Source organism: Salinactinospora qingdaonensis, from assembly GCF_039539445.1.
Classification (GTDB): Bacteria; Actinomycetota; Actinomycetes; order Streptosporangiales; family Streptosporangiaceae; genus Salinactinospora; species Salinactinospora qingdaonensis.
In genome coordinates this window covers 55,832-76,299 of sequence record NZ_BAABDD010000022.1, presented here as the reverse complement: position 1 = coordinate 76,299, position 20,468 = coordinate 55,832, and the positions used below count along the sequence as shown (strand labels likewise).

Sequence of the window (20,468 nt, the reverse complement as noted above, 5' to 3'; positions counted from 1 at the left end):
AGGTCACCGTGTTTATCGCGCACCTCGGCCACGGACGTGGTGCGGGAAAAGACAACCGGGTAGGGGTCGATCCCCGCCTCACGCAGGCGGTCCAGCTTCTCGCGGCGGACCCGCACCTGCTCGGGCAGCTCGTCGTAGGAATCGTCCAGCACGTCACTCACGAGCCCGATCCTATCGGCCCTACCCGGGTGCCCAGGCGGTCAAGCGCTCACCGGCCACATCTCACACTCCGGTCGAGCAGCCGGGGCGGCTCAACCGGTATTTCGTTCAAATACCATCCGCAGCCCGATGAGGGTGAGCCATGGCTGGTGCACGTCCACCGTCTCGCACTCGTCGACGACCGTGCCGGCCAGCCCGCCGGTCGCCACGACGGTGACATCGTCGACGTCGTTGGTCAGCTCTTGAGCCATACGGTCGACGATGCCGTCGGCCTGACCGGCGAAACCGTAGATGATGCCCGAGCGCAGCGCCTCGGCGGTGTTCTTTGCGATGACCGCGCGCGGCCGGACAATCTCGACCATGTGCAGTTGAGCACCCCGACGAGACAGCGCCTCGACCGAAATGTCGATCCCCGGCGCAATGGCGCCCCCAACGTACTCGCCTTTGACGCTGACAGCGTCGAAGGTGGTGGCGGTGCCGAAGTCCACGACGACGCACGGGCCGCCGTAGAGTTGCACGGCGGCCAGCGCGTTGACGATGCGGTCGCTGCCGACCTCCTTGGGGTTGTCCATACGGATCGGGACCCCGGTCTTGACGCCGGGCTCCACGATGACCGCGGCGATCCCGCCGTAGTGACGGCGAAACATCACCCGCATCTCGTGCTGCACCGAGGGCACGCTGCAACACATCGAGATGCCGTCGATGTCTTCAGGGTTGGCTACCCCGCTACCGCTGATGAGCCCTTGGAGTACGACGGACCACTCGTCGGCCGTGCGGTGGGCGTCGGTGGCGACGCGCCAGTGCTCCAACAACTCTTCGCCGTCGAAGAGGCCAAAGACCGTATGAGAGTTACCGACATCGATCGCGAGGAGCATCCAAGCCTCATCCATCGTGGTTGGGGGTCAGGAAACGCCCCGTAAGTCCAGGGCGATGTCCAGGGCCGGGCTGGAGTGAGTCAGCGCGCCAACGGCAAGATAATCCACACCGGTAGCAGCCACCTGCGAAGCGACGGAAAGCGTTAACCCGCCGCTCGACTCCAGCCGAGCGCGGCCATTGACGAGCCGCACGGCTTCGGACAGCTCCTCGACGCTGAAGTTATCCAACAGGAGTTCCTCCGCACCCGCTTTGAGCGCCGGCTCGATCTGCTCGACCCGGTCGACCTCGACTTCTAAGGGGACGTGGGGGAACGCCTCACGAACCGCTTGGACCGCCTCGGCCACGCCACCAGCCGCAACCACGTGATTGTCCTTGATGAGCGCGGCGTCCGCCAAGCCGAAACGGTGATTGACCCCACCGCCGCAGCGCACGGCGTACTTCTCCAGTGCCCGCAACCCGGCGTGAGTCTTGCGGCTGTCGCGGACCATAGCGCCGGTCCCCGCGACGGCGCGCACCCAGTGCCGGGTCGCGGTGGCGATACCGGAGAGGTGGGTGAGCAGGTTCAACGCGGTGCGTTCGGCGGTGAGCAGATCGCGGGTGCGCGCCGTGACGGTCATGAGAACGTCGCCGCGGCGGACTTCGTCGCCGTCGGCGACGTGGCGCTCCAACGCCATAATCCCCTCTGTCACCGTCCAAAAAACCAGCTCGGCCCAGGGAAGCCCGCAGCTCACCCCGTCGGCACGGGCCACCACGTCGGCCGTGCGCAACTGGGTGGCGGGAACCGTGGCGACTGTGGTGACATCCACACCGTCTTCACCGGGGCTCAGATCCTCTCGCAGAGCGGCGTTGACGAGCTCGACGGCGTGAGTGGCCCCCGGTGACCAGCCGGAAGCGCGCATGGTCGCCTCAAGTTCGGTCGCCAGTGCCTCATAGGGCCACGGCCGAGGACGCGGACGCGGCGTTTGCGAGCCGTCGAGCCGCACCCCGAGATTCTCGGCCCGACCGTAGCTGCCGGGGGTGCCTTGGGCGGGCAGCTCGCGCACGCGCCGCAGCGCGGCCGTGGTCAGCACCGTGGCCACCGTCAGCAGATTGGTGGCCTCCCATGCGGCGATCCCCGGCCGAACTTCGGCGTTCTCCGGGGCGCGGGCCAAGGCGGTCAGCTCGGCCAGCGTCTCCGAAAGCCGCTCCTCATCGCGGACCACCCCCACGTGCTGGGACATGACGGTCCGAATACGGGCGACGCTGTCGGGCCGGACCAGGCCCCTCGACCGCTGCGGCTCCTCGTCCACTACGACCGGTTCACCTCGGCGCGCCGCGACGAGGTGCTCGGCGGCTCTGCGGGCGAACACGACGCTTTCCAGCAGGGAGTTCGAGGCCAGCCGGTTGGCGCCATGCACCCCGGTGCAGGCGACCTCACCCACAGCGTAGAGCGCCTCGACGTCAGTGGCTCCGTTCAGGTCGGTGCGCAGCCCGCCGGAAGCGTAGTGGGCGGCGGGAGCGACCGGGATCAACTGGGTCACCGGGTCGATGCCGTGGGCGCGGCAGGAGGCCAGGATGGTGGGGAAGCGGCGCTGCCAGGTCTGCGCGCCGAAATGGCGGGCGTCGAGGAATACGTGGTCGGTGCCGCTGTCGGCCATGGCCTGGGCGATCCCGCGAGCCACGACGTCGCGCGGGGCCAGGTCGGCGAGTTCGTGGTGGTTGCGCATGAAACGCCGTCCCTCGGCGTCGACGAGGAAGGCCCCTTCGCCGCGCACAGCCTCGGAGATGAGGGGCTGCTGGCCGCGGGCGTCGGCGCCCAGCCAAAGCACCGTGGGATGGAACTGTACGAACTCCAGATCCTGGACCTCTGCTCCGGCGCGCAGGCCCAACGCGACCCCGTCTCCGGTCGAAACCTCGGGGTTGGTGGTGGCGGCGAAGACCTGGCCGATGCCTCCTGTGGCGAGCACGACAGCACCGGCACGGACAGCGCCGACACCGTCGCGCTCTCCTTCGCCCATCACGTGCACGGTGACGCCACGCGCGACCGGGACCTCACGCTCACCGGCTCCGTCGGAGACGACGCGGCGTCCGAGCAGCAGATCGGGGACGAATGCGTGCTCGATGATCTCGATGCGCGGCTCGGCCCGCACCGCGGCGATGAGGGCGCGTCCGATCTCGGCACCGGTGGCGTCGCCGCCGGCGTGGGCGATCCGGTTTGCGCGGTGCCCGCCCTCGCGGGTGAGTGCCAACTCGCCGGCGGCGGTGCGATCGAAGGCGGTCCCGCTGTCGATGAGCCAGCGCAGCGCTTCCGGGCCTTCCGTGACGAGGGTGCGCACTGCCGCTGTCGAGCACAGTTCGCGTCCAGCGGTCACCGTGTCGACCATGTGGGCCACCGGTGCGTCGGCGGGGTCGACGGCGGCGGCGATGCCGCCTTGGGCCCAGCGGGTGGAACCTGCGGAGAGCACATCCTTGGTGACCAGCACGACCCGCCCCTCCGCAGTGCACTGGAGGTAGCGCAGCGCAGTACTGAGCCCGGCGATCCCCGACCCCACGATGACCACGTCGGCCTCGACCGTCCAGCCCGGTTCCGGGGAGGTCAGTCGCGACGGTAAATCGGCAAAAGCCGCATTGGTCCCACTGGTTGCACTCACCGTTATAGCTCCTTTTACGGATATTTAAGGCGAATTACAAGGTGAGCGGAACGTTATCAATGAGGCGGGTGTCCCCTACCCAGGCGGCTACCGCGAGAACGGCCTCACCTCGGTAGTCGCTGGAGACCTCGGTGAAGGTCTCGGGGTCGACCAAGGCGAGGTAGTCGACAACGACCGGCGGGCTGGCCTCGGCTGCCTCGTCGAGGACGGCGCGCGCCGCGCTGCGGATACCGATGGGGCCGGTCACGGAAGCGTCGGCACCGGCGAGCAAGGCACGCGAGAGCGCGAGCGCGTTATGGCGCTCCTGGGGGCTGAGATAAACATTACGGCTGGAGGTGGCCAATCCGTCCTCTTCGCGCACGGTCGGTGCCGCGAGGATGGTGATGGGCATGTTCAGGTCGCGCACCATGCGCCGGATGACGGCGAGCTGTTGGGCGTCCTTTTGCCCGAAGACCGCCATGTCCGGCTGCACCATGTGGAACAGCTTGGCGACCACGGTGAGAACGCCCTCGAAGAACCCGGGCCGGAACTCGCCTTCGAGGACGCGCCCCATCGCCCCGGAGTCGACCCGCACGATCTGCTCGCCGGGGTACACGGCCTCAACGCTGGGCGCGTAGACGACATCGACCCCTTCCTCTGCGCAGACCTCCAGATCGGCCGCAAAGTCACGCGGGTAGCGGTCGTAGTCCTCGCCGGGGCTGAACTGGAGCGGGTTGACGAAGATACTCACCACGACTGTGGCCGAACCGTGTGCCGCCGTGGGGGCGGCCCTGTCGCGCTTTTCCCGTGCGAGGGAGATCAGCCGACGGTGGCCAGAGTGCAGGGCCCCCATGGTGGGCACGAGGACGACTTCGCCCAAGGAGGGGCGCATCGCGGCCAGCTCCTCGGGGGTGCGGACCACGGTCGGGGCCGCTGAACGCGACGGTGCGGAGGATGATGGTTCGGTCATGCCGGTCTTTCAGCGGATCGGGGGCAGGGATCACGCCTGGAGCACGTCTAACAGACGTTCGGCGTCATGAGGCTTCAGCAGTCCCGCGGCCAGCGCCCGCACCGCTGTCAGGCGGGCTAGCGCCGTGTAGCCGGCGGCGCTCTCAGGCGCGTGCGTGCGCAACTCAGCGATGTGCTCGGCCACGGTTTCGGCATCGCCGCGCAGCACGGGGCCGCTGAGGCCGTTGATGCCCAGGCGCAGCGCGTTGTCGAGTGCGGCGCTGAGCAGCGGGCCGAGCATCCGCTCGGGCTGCTCGACTCCCGCGCTGGCCAGCAGCGACGCGCTTTCCGAGACCAGGGTGACCAGGTGGTTGGCTCCTCCGGCCAAGGCGGCGTGGTAGAGCGAGCGGTGCTCTTCAGCGATCCAGATCGGCTCGGCTCCCATCTCCACTACCAGGGCCTCAGCGATCGGGCGCAGCGATTCGGGGGCGGTGACGCCGAACGTGCAGTTGGCCAGGCGCGTCGCGTCCTCGGCCCTGCCGGTGAACGTCATGACCGGGTGGAGAGCGAGAGGGAGGGCGCCAGCGGTCGTCGCGGGCGCGAGAACCCCATAGCCGTGCCGGCCGCTGGTGTGGGCGATGAGTTTGCCGCTGACGGCGGCGCCGGTATCGACGAGGCCACGCATGAGGGGAGCCAGAGCGTCGTCGGGGACCGTGGCCAAGACCAGGTCGGCGGCAGCGACGACCTCCGCCGGAGTGGCCACGCGGGCGCCGGGCAGCCGTTCGGTGGCGCGAGCGCGGGAAGCGTCGGAGACCGCGGCGACCGCGACCACGGAGTGCCCCGCACGCTCCAGCGCCGCTCCGAGCACCGAGCCGACCCGGCCCGGCCCGATGACACCGATCGCCAGCCGAGCGGGACGCTGCCGTGTCGCTTCCGCCAGATCCATGGTTCCTCGTTCCAGTCCTCTCCGGTACCGGACGTCCTGCGCACAGCCTACTTCCCGCCCCTCCCGACCTTAGGGCGGCATCGGCGTGCCTGCCGTCGGCACCGGCGAGGCTGAACGCCCGGGCATACTACACATACAAAGGCGCCAGTCCCTGATGATGGGACCGGCGCCGAATTTTCGGTATGCCCGGGAGCTCTCTCCCGGTTGTCACCGCGTGATGGCTACTGTTGACTTCCTCCCCACGGCTAAAGCCGGGGATTCCGACCAGCGAGAGGGCCGGTCGGTGCGGTACTTTTTCGCGGGTTCCCGCTTCACAGACCACCCCACGGCGAGGTCTGCACAGGCTGATACGGCGTGCCCTGCCGCGTAATGCCGCTTGGTTATCGCGACACGCTAGCTTTAGCGAACGCAGGTTCGAAAACAAAACCTCGGAAGCGGCTGCCCCCAGGACTGAAGTCGGGGGCCTGCACCGCTAGGAACCGATCAGACCGTAGTTGTTGATTTGGCAACCACCCTCGGCGGTGCCCTGCACAGCGGCGGCGTTGCCGCAGCCGTACTGGCCGATCGAGGATTCGACCTTGTTCTTGATGTCGGCTTCGATGTAGTCGATGTCGCTGGAGGCGTTGACGGGGGAGGAGGCAAGGAGGACACCGATACCAGCGAGGACACCAGCGGCCAGGGTCTTCTTCAGCACTGCAACTCTCCTTTGCCAATCGGCCGACAAGCCGACCGGTCTCGGTTTGCACCTTCCTGAGCACGCACCGCGCTCACCTTTGATGCAGCCACAAAACTGTCGGGCTGTATAGGGACACTACCTCGACATACAACTAAGCGTAGTTAGTTATACACTTTCAGTTGTTTAGAAAGTCATGATTTAACGAGCCGTTTCCCGCGCAAGCCAGCCGCTCAAGTGACATGCATCACACATGCACGTAGCGTTCTGAGCTATCCGATTAAGGGATTTTCATCTTGGCACAACGAGGAGGCCATGCCAGAGCAGCAGGTGAGGGCCGCGTGAGCGTACTCCGCCTCGCCGGGCCGCCGCTGCGCTCCGGCAGCGGCGGCCACGCAAAAGCCGGCGCCGGCCCTTACGGACCGGCGCCGGTTAGCGATCACCCAAGAGACACCCAGGAAACGGGCTCCGTACGGCGAGGGCCGAGCTTTAGTAGTGCCCGTGGTTCTTCTCGACGGTGAGGGCGGCGGTGTCGTGGCAGAACGCGCCGGCGACGCCGATGACGGAGACGGCGTTGCCGCAGGCGTTGACCGGGATGTTCGCGTCGGCGCCGATCTGGTTGCCGCCCAGGATGGAGCCGTTGCCCGAGGTGAGGGTGTCACCCGCGGCGAAGGCCGGGGCCCCGGTCATCAGGACACCGGAAGCGGCGGCAGCGACGATGGCACCCGTGGCAAAGGTCTTCTTCAGCACTACGAAAATCCCCTCATCAGGGCCGGATGACAGTTAACAGCCGACCCCTTATTGACAATCAGTACTTGCTCGGGCACTGGCTGTGCCCGCACCCACTATCTAGCCATATCGACACCAGGTTTCGCCAAGTGATTGGAAAAGTCAGCAACGCAGAGAGAGCGGACAGACGCCCTGAGTTGCTACCCATGTCGTGATTTGCGACCGCAAATCCTCGACTGTCGATGTACTTCATGTGGCTGATATCACATTGATAGTGATGTTTCCGCTCCCGTGTCGAAGCGCAGTCGTCCCTTGTTGCTCACCGGCCTCTCGCTGCACAGGGGGCGAGGAGGGGGCTCAGGAGAGCAACGGGAGCTGTGCCGGCCCCTGGGGCCACGAGGAGCCGCGCCCACAGCTCCAAGGCAGCCGAGAAGGGGCGAGAGTCCGGCTGCCCTGCCTCGGCAAAGCGGCGGCAGAGCCGTTCCCGTACCTCCGGCGTGCGAGACCGGCGGTGGCGACGATCAGACCAAGGACCAGTGCCCCGTTCCCCTTCGGGGCCTGCACCACTTGCAACCGTCGACGGGACGGAAGTGAGCGGCCACCGCGCCCTCCCCGCGCACGCGCAGGGAAGCGCGACGGCGCCGGCATGCACGTAGGGTCTGTGGAACGGTGTGGGGCGGGGCTGAGGGGGCTCGTGGTGCTTCCCCTCTCTCTCGTACCTTGATCACTGCGCGATCTCGGTAGCCGGGGGCTGTGTGTGGGGTGGAGCGGGAGCGACGTCGATACCGACGGCGCCGCACCAGGTCGCAACGGGTGGGCTGTGCCCGGAGCGGATGTCGCAACGGGTGGGCTGTGCCCGGAGCGGATGCCGCAACGGGTGGGCTGTGCCCGGAGCGGATGCCGCAACGGGTGGGGGCCTGGGGCGGGTGTCGCATCCCAACGCTCTCCCCGGGGAGGGCACCGCGCCTCGCTGTGTTCCGCGCTGTAGCGACACCCCGCGTGATAGCGACATTCCGACGCACAGCGGCGTCCCGCGCTATAGCGAGCTTCTCCTTCACCCCGGTGGGTCGCCTGCGTCGTTTGAGATCGCCTCAGCCACCGCACCCCTTTGAGGCTGCCGAGATCGCACAGCGATCGAGGTCTGAACGCCTCCCGCCCCCACACCCGACGTGATCCCCTAGAAACACCCCGCAGGCCCCCGACACGTCAGCAACCGGCGCTTATGGGCGCACAGCGGGCCGCCTGATCCACACTGGCCCCCTGGCGTGGGCACCAACCCTCCGCCGGCGGTGTCTCAGGGGCGGCCGGCGGTGCCGTCGCCGCTCGTGTCGCTTCGGGTCGCCCAGCGCTCCGGGCCCGCCGTGGTCGAACGGGCTCGATGGCCGCGCCGCACGATCGTGTCGAGAACGTGCCGGGCGTCGACGAGCCCGCGCCATACGGCCCTAGCCCGCACCGGACCCGGCGGTGTGGCGGCCTCGACCGTGGCACTGCCGCTGCGCCGCGCCCATGGGCCTGCGGTCATGCGTACGGCCTGCACGCGGGCGTAGGGGACGATCGAGATCACCCGGCAGACCAGACCGTGCTCGGTCACCACGAGATGATCGTCCATCCCTAGGGCCTCGTGTCGCCATGGCAGGCCGGCTCGCTGGTGGCCGCGCCGCGGCACGTTCTCCGCGTCAGTCCCGGGGAACAACTCGCGCACCAGCGCGAAGGCCAGGTGGCGCGGCACCACGGGCAGCAGCGTCGAGGAGTCCATCTGGCGCTCCCCCACATAGCCCGCGACGTTGGCCTCGACCCGGACCACCCCGAGCAGCCGCCACAGCAACGGCTGCACAATCCGCACAGCCTGTACCCGCCCCGGCGGAACCGTCTGCATACGCGCCTGGAATGCGCCATAACGCAGCCGCAGCCCGTCAGGCGACAGCGAGGCGAAAAAACCGGTGTAACGCAGCAGTGGACCGAGGAAGCCCCGCAGCAACCCCAAGAGCAGGGGCACGGCGCCGCCGAGGACCCCGAACTCCATGAACGCGGTGCCGGCGGCGACCAACAGCAGGAACGCCAGCAAAGCGAGCTGGACCGGAATCCGAAACGCCAACGCCCCCAGCAGCAGGCCAAACGGCAACCGGTAGAACCGCTGCTCGGGGGCTTCGGGCGTCACGCCCGACAAGCCGGCCGCGTGGGCGAGGACGCTGGCGCGCAACTGCTCGGCGACCGCACGGCTGAGGAGCCGAAGTCGGATCTCGCCCCGGTCCCCCCCGGCCAACTCCAGGCGCACTTCGGCGAGCCCCATCATCTGGGCCAGCAGCGGCCGGACGACGTCGACCGCTTGGAGCCGGCTCAACGGGATCTCCCGGGACGTCTGCCTCATCACCCCCGAATGGAGGATGAGGTGGTCGCCGTGCAACTGGAAGGTGAAGTGCCACCACCAGACGACTCCGAAAGCGGCGGCGCCGACCCCCACCATCAGGGTCAGCAGAATCACCCACCCCAGCCCCAGCGGGACGAGGGCCAGTCCGGGCATGGCAAGGAAGACCAGTGCGACGATGACGGCACGAAACGCCATCGTGGCCCCGTGCAGTCGGTGTTGGCCCTGGGTGACGTCGACGGAGGGCCGCGGCGGCACCGGCGGCGGCAGACTGGCTCCTCCGGTGTGGGGACGCTGCCCGGCGGGCTGGCGCGGGGGCGGCTGAGGTGTTTCGGGCGGCAGGAACCGAAGCGCGTCGCGGCTATCGGGCGGGCCACCGGCGGGAGCGGCTGAGGCTTCGCCGCGAGGAGCAGCCCCCGCGTTGCGCGACGGATCAGTGGCACCGGAGGGGTGGCGCCACCACGGGTCCCGTTCAAAGCGCGAGTCGCCCTCTCCGAGGCCCCCCTGGTGGCCGGGCGGGGGCGCGAAGTCCGGGAACGCGCGCCGGCGCCGGTGGGGCGCTTCGTCCCCGAGCGGCTCGTCACCGTCGGGCTGCCGCTGTGGTGCCGCCGGCTCGGCCTCGCGCCACAACGGTGAGCCCGGACCGCGCTCGCGCGCGTGCCGGCCCCCCTCGGCGCCTTCCCCGGGCGCGTCGTCCTGCCCACCGTGCTCGTGGGAGCGTTCCTCGCGGTGCGAGGAAGCCGGGGACTGGCTGTGGGCGGGCTCGGGATCGGAATGCGCTGCGTCCCCGTCAGGACGGCGGTGCGAGGCCATCGGTTGCGGGGGGCGAGCTCTCCGCTGTGGCCGTACCCCGGTTCCGCGGTGCGGGGTGTCGGGATGCCGGCCCTCGGCTGCGACCGGTGCTCTCTCGGCCGCGCGGCGCAGGTCGGCGAAGGACCACTCCAGCATCGGGTCGCGGACCATGGGCGCGACGCCGTGGTGGGGATCGGTAGGAGCGGTGACCTCGCGCAGTGGCCGAAACAGGCCACTGTTTCCCCCGGAGCCGACAGCGCAGGAGTCGGCGGGGGGCTCGCTTGGGTTCCGGCGATGCGAAGAGTCGACGGGGTCGACTGCCGGATCGGTGGTCTTGGGTGGTGTTCCGGCAACAGGTGCGCCGAACCAGTAGGCCATCTGGCGCCTTCTTCGCCGCTGTGGCGCGGCGCCCTCGGCGCTGCACGCGCGGTCCCGGTCGGCTCCGGGCGATCCCCCAGTCGTCATCGGCCCCCCATGCGCGTCATCGGCGGCATTCCCGCCTCACAACCCGGTCGAAAAGGTTTCACTGCGCGCGGCCAGCCGGTCGCGTAGCGCGATGGCGTCGTCGAAACGCAACCCGGAGATCCTGGCGTCAGCGATCGTGGCCGCGGTGCGCACGCGCACGGTCGCGATTCCCAACAGTTGCTCCAGGACATTGGAGGTGACGTCGACGAGCTGCATCCGCCCATAGGGGATGACGACCAACTGGCGCACCACCACACCCGAGGTGATGTAGAAGTCGGCCCTGCCCTCGGCATAGCCCCACGAACGCTGCACACGGCGAGCCGCGTACCATCCGGCGGCGAGCAGGATGACGGCCGCCAGAGCCCACAGGACGGCCGAAACCGGCCCCGACCACAGCAGCGCCGCGCCGGCTCCCACGATCCCCAACGGCAGCACGGTGGCAGCCAGGAGGATTCTGCGGTACCACGCCAGCACCGAGTCGACACGGCACCACGTGGCCCCGGCGGGGGCAGCGAATGCGACCTCCACCGCCGACGCCTCACTGTCGGCCGGATCGGGCGCGTTCGCCGGCTCGGCATCCCCGACCGGTTCGTCATGCGCGGCGAAATCCACGATTCCAGTCAATCATCCCTAAGCCGATAAGACGTATCACTACGACACGAAAAGATCACGTGCCGCTCCCATCACAGGGCAGCACATACCACAGTCCCCGATATGGGGCACTGACAGCGCCCACGGCCGGCGGTTCTCAGGCCATGGCGCCACCGGCGCGGACAGCGCCCGCTCAGGACCCGCCACGGTCGCGGACGGTGACGACAGCGTGGGGGAGGCAGGTGCCCTCACCTCTGCTGTGGATCGGCCGATCGCGACTGCTCCTGCTCGTCGGGGGGCACCCGGCAGGCGTGCTCCAAGAACAGCGCCGCCGCCAAGAGTAGCCCGCCGGCGAGGAGCATGCCCGTGGCGGTGAGCGCGTCAGCGCGGGGAGCGGGGATGGTGAGCATACCTACCAGCGACAGGGCCATCCCTGCGAAAACACCGATGACCATCGCCGCGAACAGCGCGCTCGCCTTGGCCAACGCCAGGAGCCGCGCGGCGTTGAGCGGTTCGATGGGCTCGGTTCCCGGTACCCGCCGGATACGGCGGCGGGTGTGGTAGGCCGTGATGCCCTCCGCCAAAGCGAGCAGGACGATCGTGGGGATGGCGGTCCAGGGCAGGATCGGCAGTTGGGTGTAGAGGGACTCGATGAGCGCGTAGGCGAGGGCGCCGCTGACGATCACGATCGCCAGCAGCAGCCGCCAGCTCGTGGGGCGCAGCCGCCCTGAAGGGGGCTCGTCACCGGGGCTCGGAGTGTTGTGAGTCATCGTAGCTACTGCGGCACCTGGAGAGTGAGATCGTCGCGACGCTGCAACTCCTGGGCGGCCACGGAACGCAGCAGGTCACGAACGGCACCGTGGCCGACGATCTCGGCTGTGGGGTCGATGTCGGCCCAGGGGCGCAGCACGAACGCGCGCTCGTGGGCGCGGGGGTGCGGGAGCGTCAGGTCGGGGTCGGAACGGGTTTCCGTTCCGAGGGAAATGATGTCGACGTCGAGGGCGCGTGGCCCCCACCGCACCTCACGGACGCGGTGGAAGGCGTCCTCGACGTTTTGTGCCCGCTCCAGGAGCGTTTCCGGCGTCAGGACCGTGTCGGCCACAACGATGACGTTGAGGAAAGGGTCCTGTTTGGGGCCACCGATGGGCTCGGTCTCGTAGACGGGTGACAGCGCCACCAACCGCAGGCCCCATGCGTCGAACAGCGCATCGACGCCGCCCTGTAGGTTCTCCAACCGCTCGCCAAGGTTACTGCCAAGCGACAGGACCACTCTTCGCGCCTCGCTCCAGTCCTTCATGGGCGCCTCCGTTGGATCGTGACGGTCACGTCGTCGAAGGGGTGCGGGATCGGGGCTTGGGGCTTGTGTACGGTCACCTCGACCTCCCGCACGAAAGGATCGTCCAAGCAGACCGTAGCGATTCGGTCTGCGAGGGTCTCGATGAGGTCCACTCGGGCCCCCTCGATCACAGCGATGAGCTGATCGCTGAGGATTCCGTAGTCCACGGTGCGGCGCACGTCATCGGTGCGGGCCGCCGCGCGGGTGTCGAAGCTGAGAACGACGTCGACCACGAATTCCTGGCCTTCTTGGCGCTCGTGGTCGAATACCCCGTGGAACCCGTAGCCACGCAAACCGTGGAGCGCGATCCGGTCATAGGGCTTTCGGTGGCGTCGGCCAAACAGCACGCCTCAACGCTCCTCCTCGTCGAGCAGCACGGGTGAGGCATGGTGCGACCACAGGCGCCAGCCCTGCTCGGTGCTGATGAACAGGTTCGTGGTGACAACCTGACCGTTGGCGATGAAGCCGGGGGTGTCCTCGTCGGCGGTGAGCACATTCTCCTCGCAGGTGACCATGGCGACCTCTGTACCGACTCCGATATGGGTCTCGGTGAGGACGTACTGGATGTAGGGAACATTGGCCATAACCAGCGACCAGGCCCGCATGATCTCGGCTCGCCCACGCAGCAGCGGCCACCCCGGGTTGACGCACACGAGGTCGGGAGCCTGGTCCTCCCGGGCCCACACGCGCTGCATCAGGTCGATGTCACCGTTCTCGATGGCTTGGTAGAACTCGGCGTTGGCCTCGGCCACCCGCTCCATGATCTCGTGGTACGACCTCACGAGGCGCCTCGACCAATGGGATCGGCTCGGCCGTCGGTGAGAGCCGCGCCTCCGCTGCCCCAGGCCAGCGCGACGCGCACGGCGTCAGCGTTGGGACGGACATCGTGGACGCGCACACACCAGGCGCCGCGTTCGGCGGCCAGGGCACTGATCGCGACTGTGGCGTCGTCGCAGTCGGTGAAGGGACGCTGCTCGCCGTAGGGATCGGTGAGCAAGCGGCCGATGAAACGCTTGCGGGAGGCGGCGACCAGCAGCGGCCGGCCTAACCCGAGGAACTCGTCGAGATGGGCGAGTAACTCCCAGTTGTGGCCACGCTCAGGGCTTTTGGCGAACCCCAGCCCCGGGTCGAGCACAATCTGCTCGGGGGCCACCCCCTCGTCGATCATGCTGGCCATCCGCTGGCGCAGCTCGTCACGGACCTCGGCGGTGACGTCGGCGTAGACGGCGCGGCGGTACATGTCGTGGCTGTGGCCGCGCCAATGCATGAGGACGTAGGCGACGCCGCTTTTCGCGACCAGTCGCGCCATAGCTGAGTCGGTGAGCCCCCCGCTGACGTCGTTGACCATGCGCGCGCCGGCCTCGACGGCGAAGGCGGCGACCTCGGCGCGCATGGTGTCGACACTGACGACCACCCCTTGGCGGGCAAGTTCCCGCACCACCGGGCCGACACGGCGCAGTTCCTCGTCCGCAGAGACCCGCTGCGCGCCGGGGCGGGTGGACTCGCCGCCGACGTCGACGATGTCGGCGCCCTCCTCCGCCAGGCGAACCCCCTGCTCGATGGCTCGTTTGCTGTCGAACCAGGCGCCGCCGTCGGAAAAGGAGTCGGGGGTGACGTTGACGACTCCCATGACGAGACAGCGTCCCGGAGCCGGGAGGCCAGGCGGGGCAGTGGGACGAGGACTCATACGAATCACCCTATGAGACAGCCGGCGGGGCAGCACGCTGTGGTTGTCGCGCGTTGTGGCGAGCTCATCTGCCGCCAAGAATGAGGCTCATGGCTTCGGAACGTGTACGGTCACGGTTGCGGAAATCCCCGCGCACGGCTGAAGTGACCGTCTTGGCGCCGGGCTTGCGCACGCCACGCATCGTCATGCACAAGTGTTCGGCCTCGATGACGACGATGACCCCGCGCGGTTGCAGGGAGCTCATAAGCGCGTCGGCGACTTGGCTCGTCAGGCGCTCTTGCACCTGGGGGCGGCGGGCATAGACGTCGACGAGGCGCGCCAGCTTCGACAGGCCGGTGAGCTGGCCCTTGCCGTTGGGGATGTAGCCCACGTGCGCCGAGCCGTAGAACGGAACGAGGTGGTGCTCGCACGTGGAGTACAACTCGATGTCCTTGACCAGGACCATCTCCTCGTGGCCGGCCTCGAAGACAGTGGTGAGGACATCCTCGGGGCGCTGGGCCAGCCCCGCGAACTGCTCAGCGTAGGCGCGCGCCACCCGGGACGGGGTGTCGCGCAGCCCGTCGCGGTCGGGATCTTCCCCGATGGCGAGGAGGATCTCCTTGACCGCTTTCTCAATGCGCGGCTGGTCGACGGCCCCGGGGACCGGTTCGACACCGGGGTAGTCGTCAGTGCTGTCGTCATAGCTCGTCACGCTGTGCTCAACCTCTGTCCTCGGTGCCAGAGCCCGCCCCAGCTCCCCCGGAGGAGTCATCGGAGCCACGGCCACGTTCGGCCCCCTGGCTCCCCTGGTTCCACGACGACTGTGGCGACCAGGCGGAGTGACCGTTGCCACTGGTCAACTCTTCGACATCCTGTGGGCTCAGCAGCGCCAGCTCCTGGGGGGTCATGACCGGCGGCTTGTCGGAGGGCTGACGCTTGCCATACCCCTTGTAGGAACCGCGAGAGGCCCGTTTGCGCACGGGGGAGAAGATCTCCAGGACCTCCTCCTTGGACAGGGTCTCGCGGTCGAGCAGGCCCAGGACCAGCTCGTCGAGCACCTGACGGTACTCGACCAGGATCTCCCACGCTTCGTCGTGAGCCGACTCGATGAGACTGCGCACCTCCTCGTCGACGATGGAGGCGATCTCTTCGGAGTAGTCGCGGCTGTGCGACATCTCGCGTCCGACGAACGGCTCGGAACTGCCGTCGCCGAACTTGCGCGCGCCGAGACGCTCGCTCATGCCGTACTCGGTGATCATCTTGCGGGCCAGCGAGGTGGCCTTGTCGATGTCGTTGGCGGCGCCGGTAGTGGGCTCGTGGAACACCATCTCTTCGGCGGTACGGCCACCGAGCATCATGGCGAGCTGGTCCATCATCTCCGAGCGCGTGGTGAGGAACTTGTCCTCGGTCGGCAGGGTCATGGTGTAGCCCAATGCCCGACCGCGGGGAAGAATCGTGACCTTGTGCACGGGGTCGGAGTTGGGGAGCGCGTGGGCCACGAGTGCGTGCCCGCCCTCGTGGTAGGCGATCATCTTCTTCTCGTCGTCCGACATCACCCGCGTCTTGCGCTCGGGACCGGCCATGACGCGGTCAATGGCCTCCTCCAGAGTGCGCATGTCGACCAGGTTGTTGCCGGCACGCGCCGAGAGCAGCGCCGACTCGTTGATGACGTTGGCCAGGTCGGCGCCGGTGAAGCCGGGGGTGCGACGGGCGATGACGTCCATGTCGACGTCGGGGGCGATGGGCTTGCCCTTGGCGTGGACGGCCAGGATGCCCTTGCGCCCCTCCAAGTCGGGCGGGTCGATGACGATCTGCCGGTCGAACCGGCCGGGGCGCAGCAGCGCCGGGTCGAGGATGTCGGGCCGGTTCGTCGCAGCGATGAGGATCACACCGCTGTTGACGTCGAAGCCGTCCATCTCCACCAGCATCTGGTTAAGCGTCTGCTCGCGCTCGTCATGGCCGCCGCCCAAGCCGGCGCCGCGGTGACGGCCCACGGCGTCGATCTCGTCGACGAAGATGATCGCCGGCGAGTTCGCTTTGGCTTGCTCGAACAGGTCACGCACCCGGGAGGCGCCAACACCGACGAACATCTCGACGAAGTCCGAACCCGAGATCGAGTAGAAGGGCACGCCGGCCTCGCCTGCGACGGCGCGCGCCAGCAGGGTCTTACCGGTACCGGGCGGGCCGTAGAGGAGCACACCCTTGGGGATCTTGGCGCCCATCTGCTGGAACTTGGCCGGGTTCTGCAAGAACTCCTTGATCTCTTGCAGTTCCTCAATGGCCTCGTCGGCACCGGCGACGTCGACGAAGGTGCTCTTGGGGGTGTCCTTGGTGATCAGCTTGGCCTTGGACTTGCCGAAGTTCATCACCCGCGAGCCGCCGCCCTGCATCTGGTTCATCAAAAACAGGAACAGACCAACGATGAGCAGGATCGGAAGGAAGGTGAACAGCACGGACACGAAGATGTTGTCCTGGGGCACCTCGACGTCGTAGGCCTCAAGGTTGCCACTGTCCAAGTTGGACTGGAGCTCAGTGGCGAACTCCTCGCCTTGGCCCCCGACCCAGAAGGACTCATACTTGTCACCATCGGTCGTCGTCAGCTCGATGCGCTGCTCTTTGTCGATGATGCGCGCGTCTTTGACCTGATCCTGCTGGATCAGGGTGGAGACTTTAGACGTGTCGGCCTTAGTGTGGTCGTCCCCCGAGCCCCAACCCGTGAACTGGGTAAAAACAATGATCATGAGGGCGATGGCGGCAAGCCAGAGCCACGGCCCACGGTACAAACGCTTCAGATTCATCTATGCGGAACCCTGCTGGGTCCGTCCCTCCTGACCAGGCGGCGCCCCCTCCCAGGGGCCGGAGGCATCCACAACGTGCCCCATGACCACCAGAAGGCGGGACCTATCGGACATGTGCTCCCTGTAATGCTGTCGGGATAATCGACGGTACACCCCTGCCGCAGATCGCCGCACTCGATCGGCGGCCCGCGAACAACGGTGAGCCGTCATGACAGCAACGTTCACAAGCGACTCTATTGTTCCCAATGCACGGGGCTAGCGGTGGCCATACTGCCGGGGATGCCAGCCGCGTCTTGACCGATCGTCAACGGTTGTACACATGCGGCGCGAGGGTACCGATGAAGGACAGGTTGCGGTACTTTTCGGCGTAATCGAGGCCGTAGCCGACGATGAACTCATCGGGCAGGTCGAACCCCACGTACTTCACCGCCAGGTCGACCTTGAACGCCAGGGCCTTACGCACCATCGTGTAGATCTCCACCGAGGCCGGCCCGCGCGACTTGAGGTTGTTGACCAGCCACGACAGGGTGAGGCCGGAGTCGATGACGTCCTCGACGATGAGAACGTTGCGATCTTTGATGTCGATGTCGAGGTCTTTGAGGATGCGTACCACGCCCGAGGAGGTCGTCCCAGCCCCGTAGGAGGACACCGCCATCCAGTCCATCTCGCAGGGGTGGTGCAGCCAGCGGGCGAGATCGGCCATGACCATCACCGCGCCTTTGAGAACACCGACGAGCAGCAGATCGCGCCCAGCGTAATCGGCGTCGATCTCGGCGGCGAGTTCCTCGTGTCTGGCCTTGATCTGCTCTTCGGTGACGAGAACCTTCTCAAGGTCGTCGCCCATATCTTTCGCTTCCACGCTGGTCGTGATCCTCGCTGCTCAGCTCGTTGAACTCGTTATGACCGAAACGGCAATCAGGATAAACGGACGAACCACTCACCGCACGAGCGCGCTACCGAAACCAGAAGCCGCACCGGTTTGTCGTACCCCGCCGCCAGACTGGCCGGCGTCGGGGCAGCGGTGTCATGACCCTGCTGTCTCCGCCGGGCTCTCGCGCGCCACGGCGGCGCGAGCGAGGGCGGAGCCGCCCAGGTTCTGTTTTTGGAGAAGCGGCGAGAGCGGGCGGGAGGAGCAGGTACGCGCGTCCGCTGTCACCCCAGCAGGCGGGTGAGATCACGGCGCGATCGAGGCACGAGCCAACGAAGAACACCCCCACACCCCAGCCGTTCGCACAATAGAACCTAGACACTGAAGGTGATCAGCTCACCGGAGCGGCGCCCCCGCAGGCCACCGGGGAGGTCGACGTGGGTTTGGCCACGCCATGCAGTGACCAAGCGCTCCAGTTCGTCGACATGACTGGCGCGCAACGCGCCGGCCGGACAGCCGGCGCCCAGCGCCGCGCGACGCAGCACCCGCGTGCGCACAGCGCGTGGCAACTCGGCGAGCACCGCCGTAGACAGCCCACCGCTCACCGCAGCCTCCTGCTCGGCGCGGTCCGCCCAAGCGTCCAGCGCGTCTGCGTCGTCGTGCAACAGGCGGGCCGTGCGCGCCAGCGCCGCGGCGATGCCGGGACCGAGGGTGCACTCCAGGGTGGGGAGGGCCTCGTCGCGCACCCGCGAGCGCGCATAGACGGGGTCGGTGTTGTGCGGATCGTGCCAGGGCTGTAGCTCCATGGCCGCGGCAGCCGCGTGCACGGTGGAGCGGTCGAGACCGAGCAGGGGGCGCAGGTAGTGGCCGCTGCGCGGCGCCATTCCGGCCAGCGAGCGCGCCCCCGACCCGCGGGCCAGCCGCAACAGTACCGTCTCAGCCTGATCATCGAGGGTGTGGCCGAGCAGGACCGCGGCGGCGCCGTGTTGGGCGGCGACCCGTTCCAGCGCGGCGTAGCGGGCCTTACGCGCAGCCCCCTCGGGGCCACCGCCGGCGGTAACGCGCACCGCGACCGTCTCGACCGGTTCCAGGCCCAACGCGCGCAATGTCGCAGCGGTCTGGGCGGCTTGACGGTCCGAGCCCTCCTGTAACGCGTGATCGACGGTGACCCCGCCGGCCCGCAGCCCCAGCCGCGGGGCGACAAACGCCGTCGCCCCGGCGAGGGCGAGCGAATCGGGGCCGCCACTGCACGCGACCAGGACCAAAGCGCCGGCGCGCACCACCGGTGGTTGCGTCAGGGCCCGCCGCACGGCCGAGCGCACACTGGCCAGCGCCGCGGGTGGTCCACCCATGCTCGCCTCCCGCTGGTTTTCGGCGCCGTCGTGACCACCGTAGGCGCCGATGGCACCAGGCCGGCCTCACCCCGAGCGCGCCGGGCGGCAACGGGGTGGCGCTACGGTCGAGGCCGTCTTCGGAGCTACTCCTCGCCCGCGGGCAACTGAGGCGTGGGCCGCAGCACTCGCTCGATCCACTTCTCAGGGCTGCGGATCTCGTCCATCGTGGGCAGGCTCTCCTGCGACTCCCACACGCGATTGAAATCGGCCATGCCGACCTCGGCGATGACGGTACGGACGAAGGCGGCGCCTTCCTCGTACTGTTTCATCTTCAGGTCGAGACCGAGCAGTTGCCGGATCACCCGGTCGAGGCGGTTGGCGCCCTCGCGGCGACGCTGGAAGCGGCGGCGGATCTCGGCGACGGTGGGCACCACGCCGGGCCCCACGGCGTCCATGACGTAGTCACCGTGGCCCTCCGCCAGTGTCATGACGGCTGTGACCCGGTCGAGGATCTCGCTTTGCTGCGGTGTCTGGAAGGCGTCGATGAGATTGGCCTCGCCGCCGCGGACCACGTCGGCCACGGCTTCCCCCGCTGCGCGGAGCCGGTCGATGAACGCGCCGGCGTCGAGTTCGGAGGCGAGCAGGAACTCGCGCATCTGCTCCTGCACGTAGTCGCGCAGCCAAGGCGAAGAGGTGAACTGGGTGCGGTGGGTCTCCTCATGGAGGCACACCCACAGCCTGAAGTCGTGCGGATCGACGTCGAGCTCGCGTTCGGCCTGCACGATGTTGGGGGCGACCAGGGTCAACCGCCCGGTGGGGGCGTTGCCCTGCGGATCGGGAGGCAAAAACAGCTCGTACTGCCCCAACACGCGGCCGGCGAGATAGGCGAGCACGGCGCCGAGTTGGGCGCCGGTGACCCGCGAACCCACCGCACTGGTGATGGCGGCTGCGGTGGAGTCGCTTGTGCGCCCGGAGGCAAGACGGTCGATGATGGGCTCCAGCACGACGCGGAACCCGTCGACATTGGCCTTGATCCACCCGGGACGGTCGACGACGACCGCCGGCCCGGCCGGCTCAAGACTGTTCATGCCGGTGAACTCGCGCACGTGGCGCTGCGCCGTGACGGAAAGCTCCCGAAGCTGCGTGACGGCTTCGCGCGCTTCGGAGAGCTCCACCTGCGGGCCAGGGCGTACGAGACGGACACCGGTATTGACGGCCACGTCCCAGTCGATCAAACTCACGTCTTCACAGTACCCACTCATCCGTGACTACGCCGGGACCACCGAAGATTCCGGGGGTTTCTTCAGGGGAAC

18 protein-coding genes and 1 pseudogene are annotated in these 20,468 nt (G+C 68.1%); all 19 read right to left on the bottom strand.

All coding sequences use genetic code 11. The features are described from left to right. Positions 1 to 161 (bottom strand): annotated as a pseudogene (locus tag ABD848_RS19025) (lysine--tRNA ligase); the annotation flags it as partial. 90 nt (positions 162 to 251) lie between these two features. Continuing rightward, positions 252 to 1,034, bottom strand: coding sequence for a type III pantothenate kinase (locus ABD848_RS19020; protein ID WP_344974247.1), 783 nt, complete (start codon positions 1,032 to 1,034; stop codon positions 252 to 254). Between the two features lie 27 nt (positions 1,035 to 1,061). Beyond that, on the bottom strand, positions 1,062 to 3,665 hold the full coding sequence (locus ABD848_RS19015; RefSeq protein WP_344974244.1) for an L-aspartate oxidase: 2,604 nt from the start codon (positions 3,663 to 3,665) through the stop codon (positions 1,062 to 1,064). A gap of 34 nt (positions 3,666 to 3,699) precedes the next feature. Next, the gene (gene panC / locus ABD848_RS19010; protein WP_344974240.1) at positions 3,700 to 4,614 is read right to left on the bottom strand and encodes a pantoate--beta-alanine ligase; all 915 of its coding nucleotides are present in this window, start codon (positions 4,612 to 4,614) and stop codon (positions 3,700 to 3,702) included. 30 nt (positions 4,615 to 4,644) lie between these two features. After that, positions 4,645 to 5,538 carry a Rossmann-like and DUF2520 domain-containing protein gene (locus ABD848_RS19005; RefSeq protein WP_344974237.1) on the bottom strand — a complete coding sequence of 298 codons (894 nt, stop codon included), beginning with the start codon at positions 5,536 to 5,538 and terminating at the stop codon, positions 4,645 to 4,647. Positions 5,539 to 6,010: 472 nt separating this feature from the next. Beyond that, positions 6,011 to 6,232: a hypothetical protein gene (locus ABD848_RS19000; RefSeq protein WP_344974234.1), complete on the bottom strand. Its 222-nt coding sequence runs from the start codon at positions 6,230 to 6,232 to the stop codon at positions 6,011 to 6,013. A 468-nt stretch (positions 6,233 to 6,700) separates the two neighbouring features. Further along, positions 6,701 to 6,961 carry a chaplin family protein gene (locus tag ABD848_RS18995; RefSeq protein WP_344974231.1) on the bottom strand — a complete coding sequence of 87 codons (261 nt, stop codon included), beginning with the start codon at positions 6,959 to 6,961 and terminating at the stop codon, positions 6,701 to 6,703. A gap of 1,273 nt (positions 6,962 to 8,234) precedes the next feature. Further along, positions 8,235 to 10,475: a PH domain-containing protein gene (locus ABD848_RS18990; protein WP_344974228.1), complete on the bottom strand. Its 2,241-nt coding sequence runs from the start codon at positions 10,473 to 10,475 to the stop codon at positions 8,235 to 8,237. A 123-nt stretch (positions 10,476 to 10,598) separates the two neighbouring features. Continuing rightward, positions 10,599 to 11,177: a PH domain-containing protein gene (locus ABD848_RS18985; protein ID WP_425567612.1), complete on the bottom strand. Its 579-nt coding sequence runs from the start codon at positions 11,175 to 11,177 to the stop codon at positions 10,599 to 10,601. Between the two features lie 224 nt (positions 11,178 to 11,401). Continuing rightward, on the bottom strand, positions 11,402 to 11,923 hold the full coding sequence (locus ABD848_RS18980; protein WP_344974221.1) for a DUF3180 domain-containing protein: 522 nt from the start codon (positions 11,921 to 11,923) through the stop codon (positions 11,402 to 11,404). Positions 11,924 to 11,928: 5 nt separating this feature from the next. After that, positions 11,929 to 12,450, bottom strand: coding sequence for a 2-amino-4-hydroxy-6-hydroxymethyldihydropteridine diphosphokinase (folK, locus tag ABD848_RS18975; RefSeq protein ID WP_344974218.1), 522 nt, complete (start codon positions 12,448 to 12,450; stop codon positions 11,929 to 11,931). Then, positions 12,447 to 12,836 (bottom strand): dihydroneopterin aldolase, encoded by a 390-nt coding sequence (folB, locus tag ABD848_RS18970; protein WP_344974215.1) that lies wholly within the window; start codon positions 12,834 to 12,836, stop codon positions 12,447 to 12,449. Before folB ends, folK begins: the two co-directional genes overlap by 4 nt. A 3-nt stretch (positions 12,837 to 12,839) precedes the next feature. Beyond that, on the bottom strand, positions 12,840 to 13,250 hold the full coding sequence (locus ABD848_RS18965) for a nuclear transport factor 2 family protein (protein WP_425567611.1): 411 nt from the start codon (positions 13,248 to 13,250) through the stop codon (positions 12,840 to 12,842). 17 nt (positions 13,251 to 13,267) lie between these two features. Further along, complete coding sequence (folP, locus tag ABD848_RS18960; RefSeq protein ID WP_344974210.1) at positions 13,268 to 14,176, bottom strand: dihydropteroate synthase; 909 nt, start codon at positions 14,174 to 14,176, stop codon at positions 13,268 to 13,270. A 64-nt stretch (positions 14,177 to 14,240) separates the two neighbouring features. Beyond that, positions 14,241 to 14,867, bottom strand: a complete 627-nt coding sequence (gene folE, locus ABD848_RS18955) for a GTP cyclohydrolase I FolE (RefSeq protein WP_344974208.1) — start codon at positions 14,865 to 14,867, stop codon at positions 14,241 to 14,243. Between the two features lie 7 nt (positions 14,868 to 14,874). Next, on the bottom strand, positions 14,875 to 16,953 hold the full coding sequence (gene ftsH / locus ABD848_RS18950; protein ID WP_344974205.1) for an ATP-dependent zinc metalloprotease FtsH: 2,079 nt from the start codon (positions 16,951 to 16,953) through the stop codon (positions 14,875 to 14,877). A gap of 304 nt (positions 16,954 to 17,257) precedes the next feature. Then, complete coding sequence (hpt, locus tag ABD848_RS18945) at positions 17,258 to 17,812, bottom strand: hypoxanthine phosphoribosyltransferase (RefSeq protein WP_344974202.1); 555 nt, start codon at positions 17,810 to 17,812, stop codon at positions 17,258 to 17,260. 383 nt (positions 17,813 to 18,195) lie between these two features. Then, positions 18,196 to 19,173, bottom strand: a complete 978-nt coding sequence (tilS, locus tag ABD848_RS18940) for a tRNA lysidine(34) synthetase TilS (protein ID WP_344974199.1) — start codon at positions 19,171 to 19,173, stop codon at positions 18,196 to 18,198. 125 nt (positions 19,174 to 19,298) lie between these two features. Beyond that, positions 19,299 to 20,390 (bottom strand): zinc-dependent metalloprotease, encoded by a 1,092-nt coding sequence (locus ABD848_RS18935; RefSeq protein WP_344974260.1) that lies wholly within the window; start codon positions 20,388 to 20,390, stop codon positions 19,299 to 19,301. Between the last annotated feature and the right edge of the window lie 78 nt (positions 20,391 to 20,468).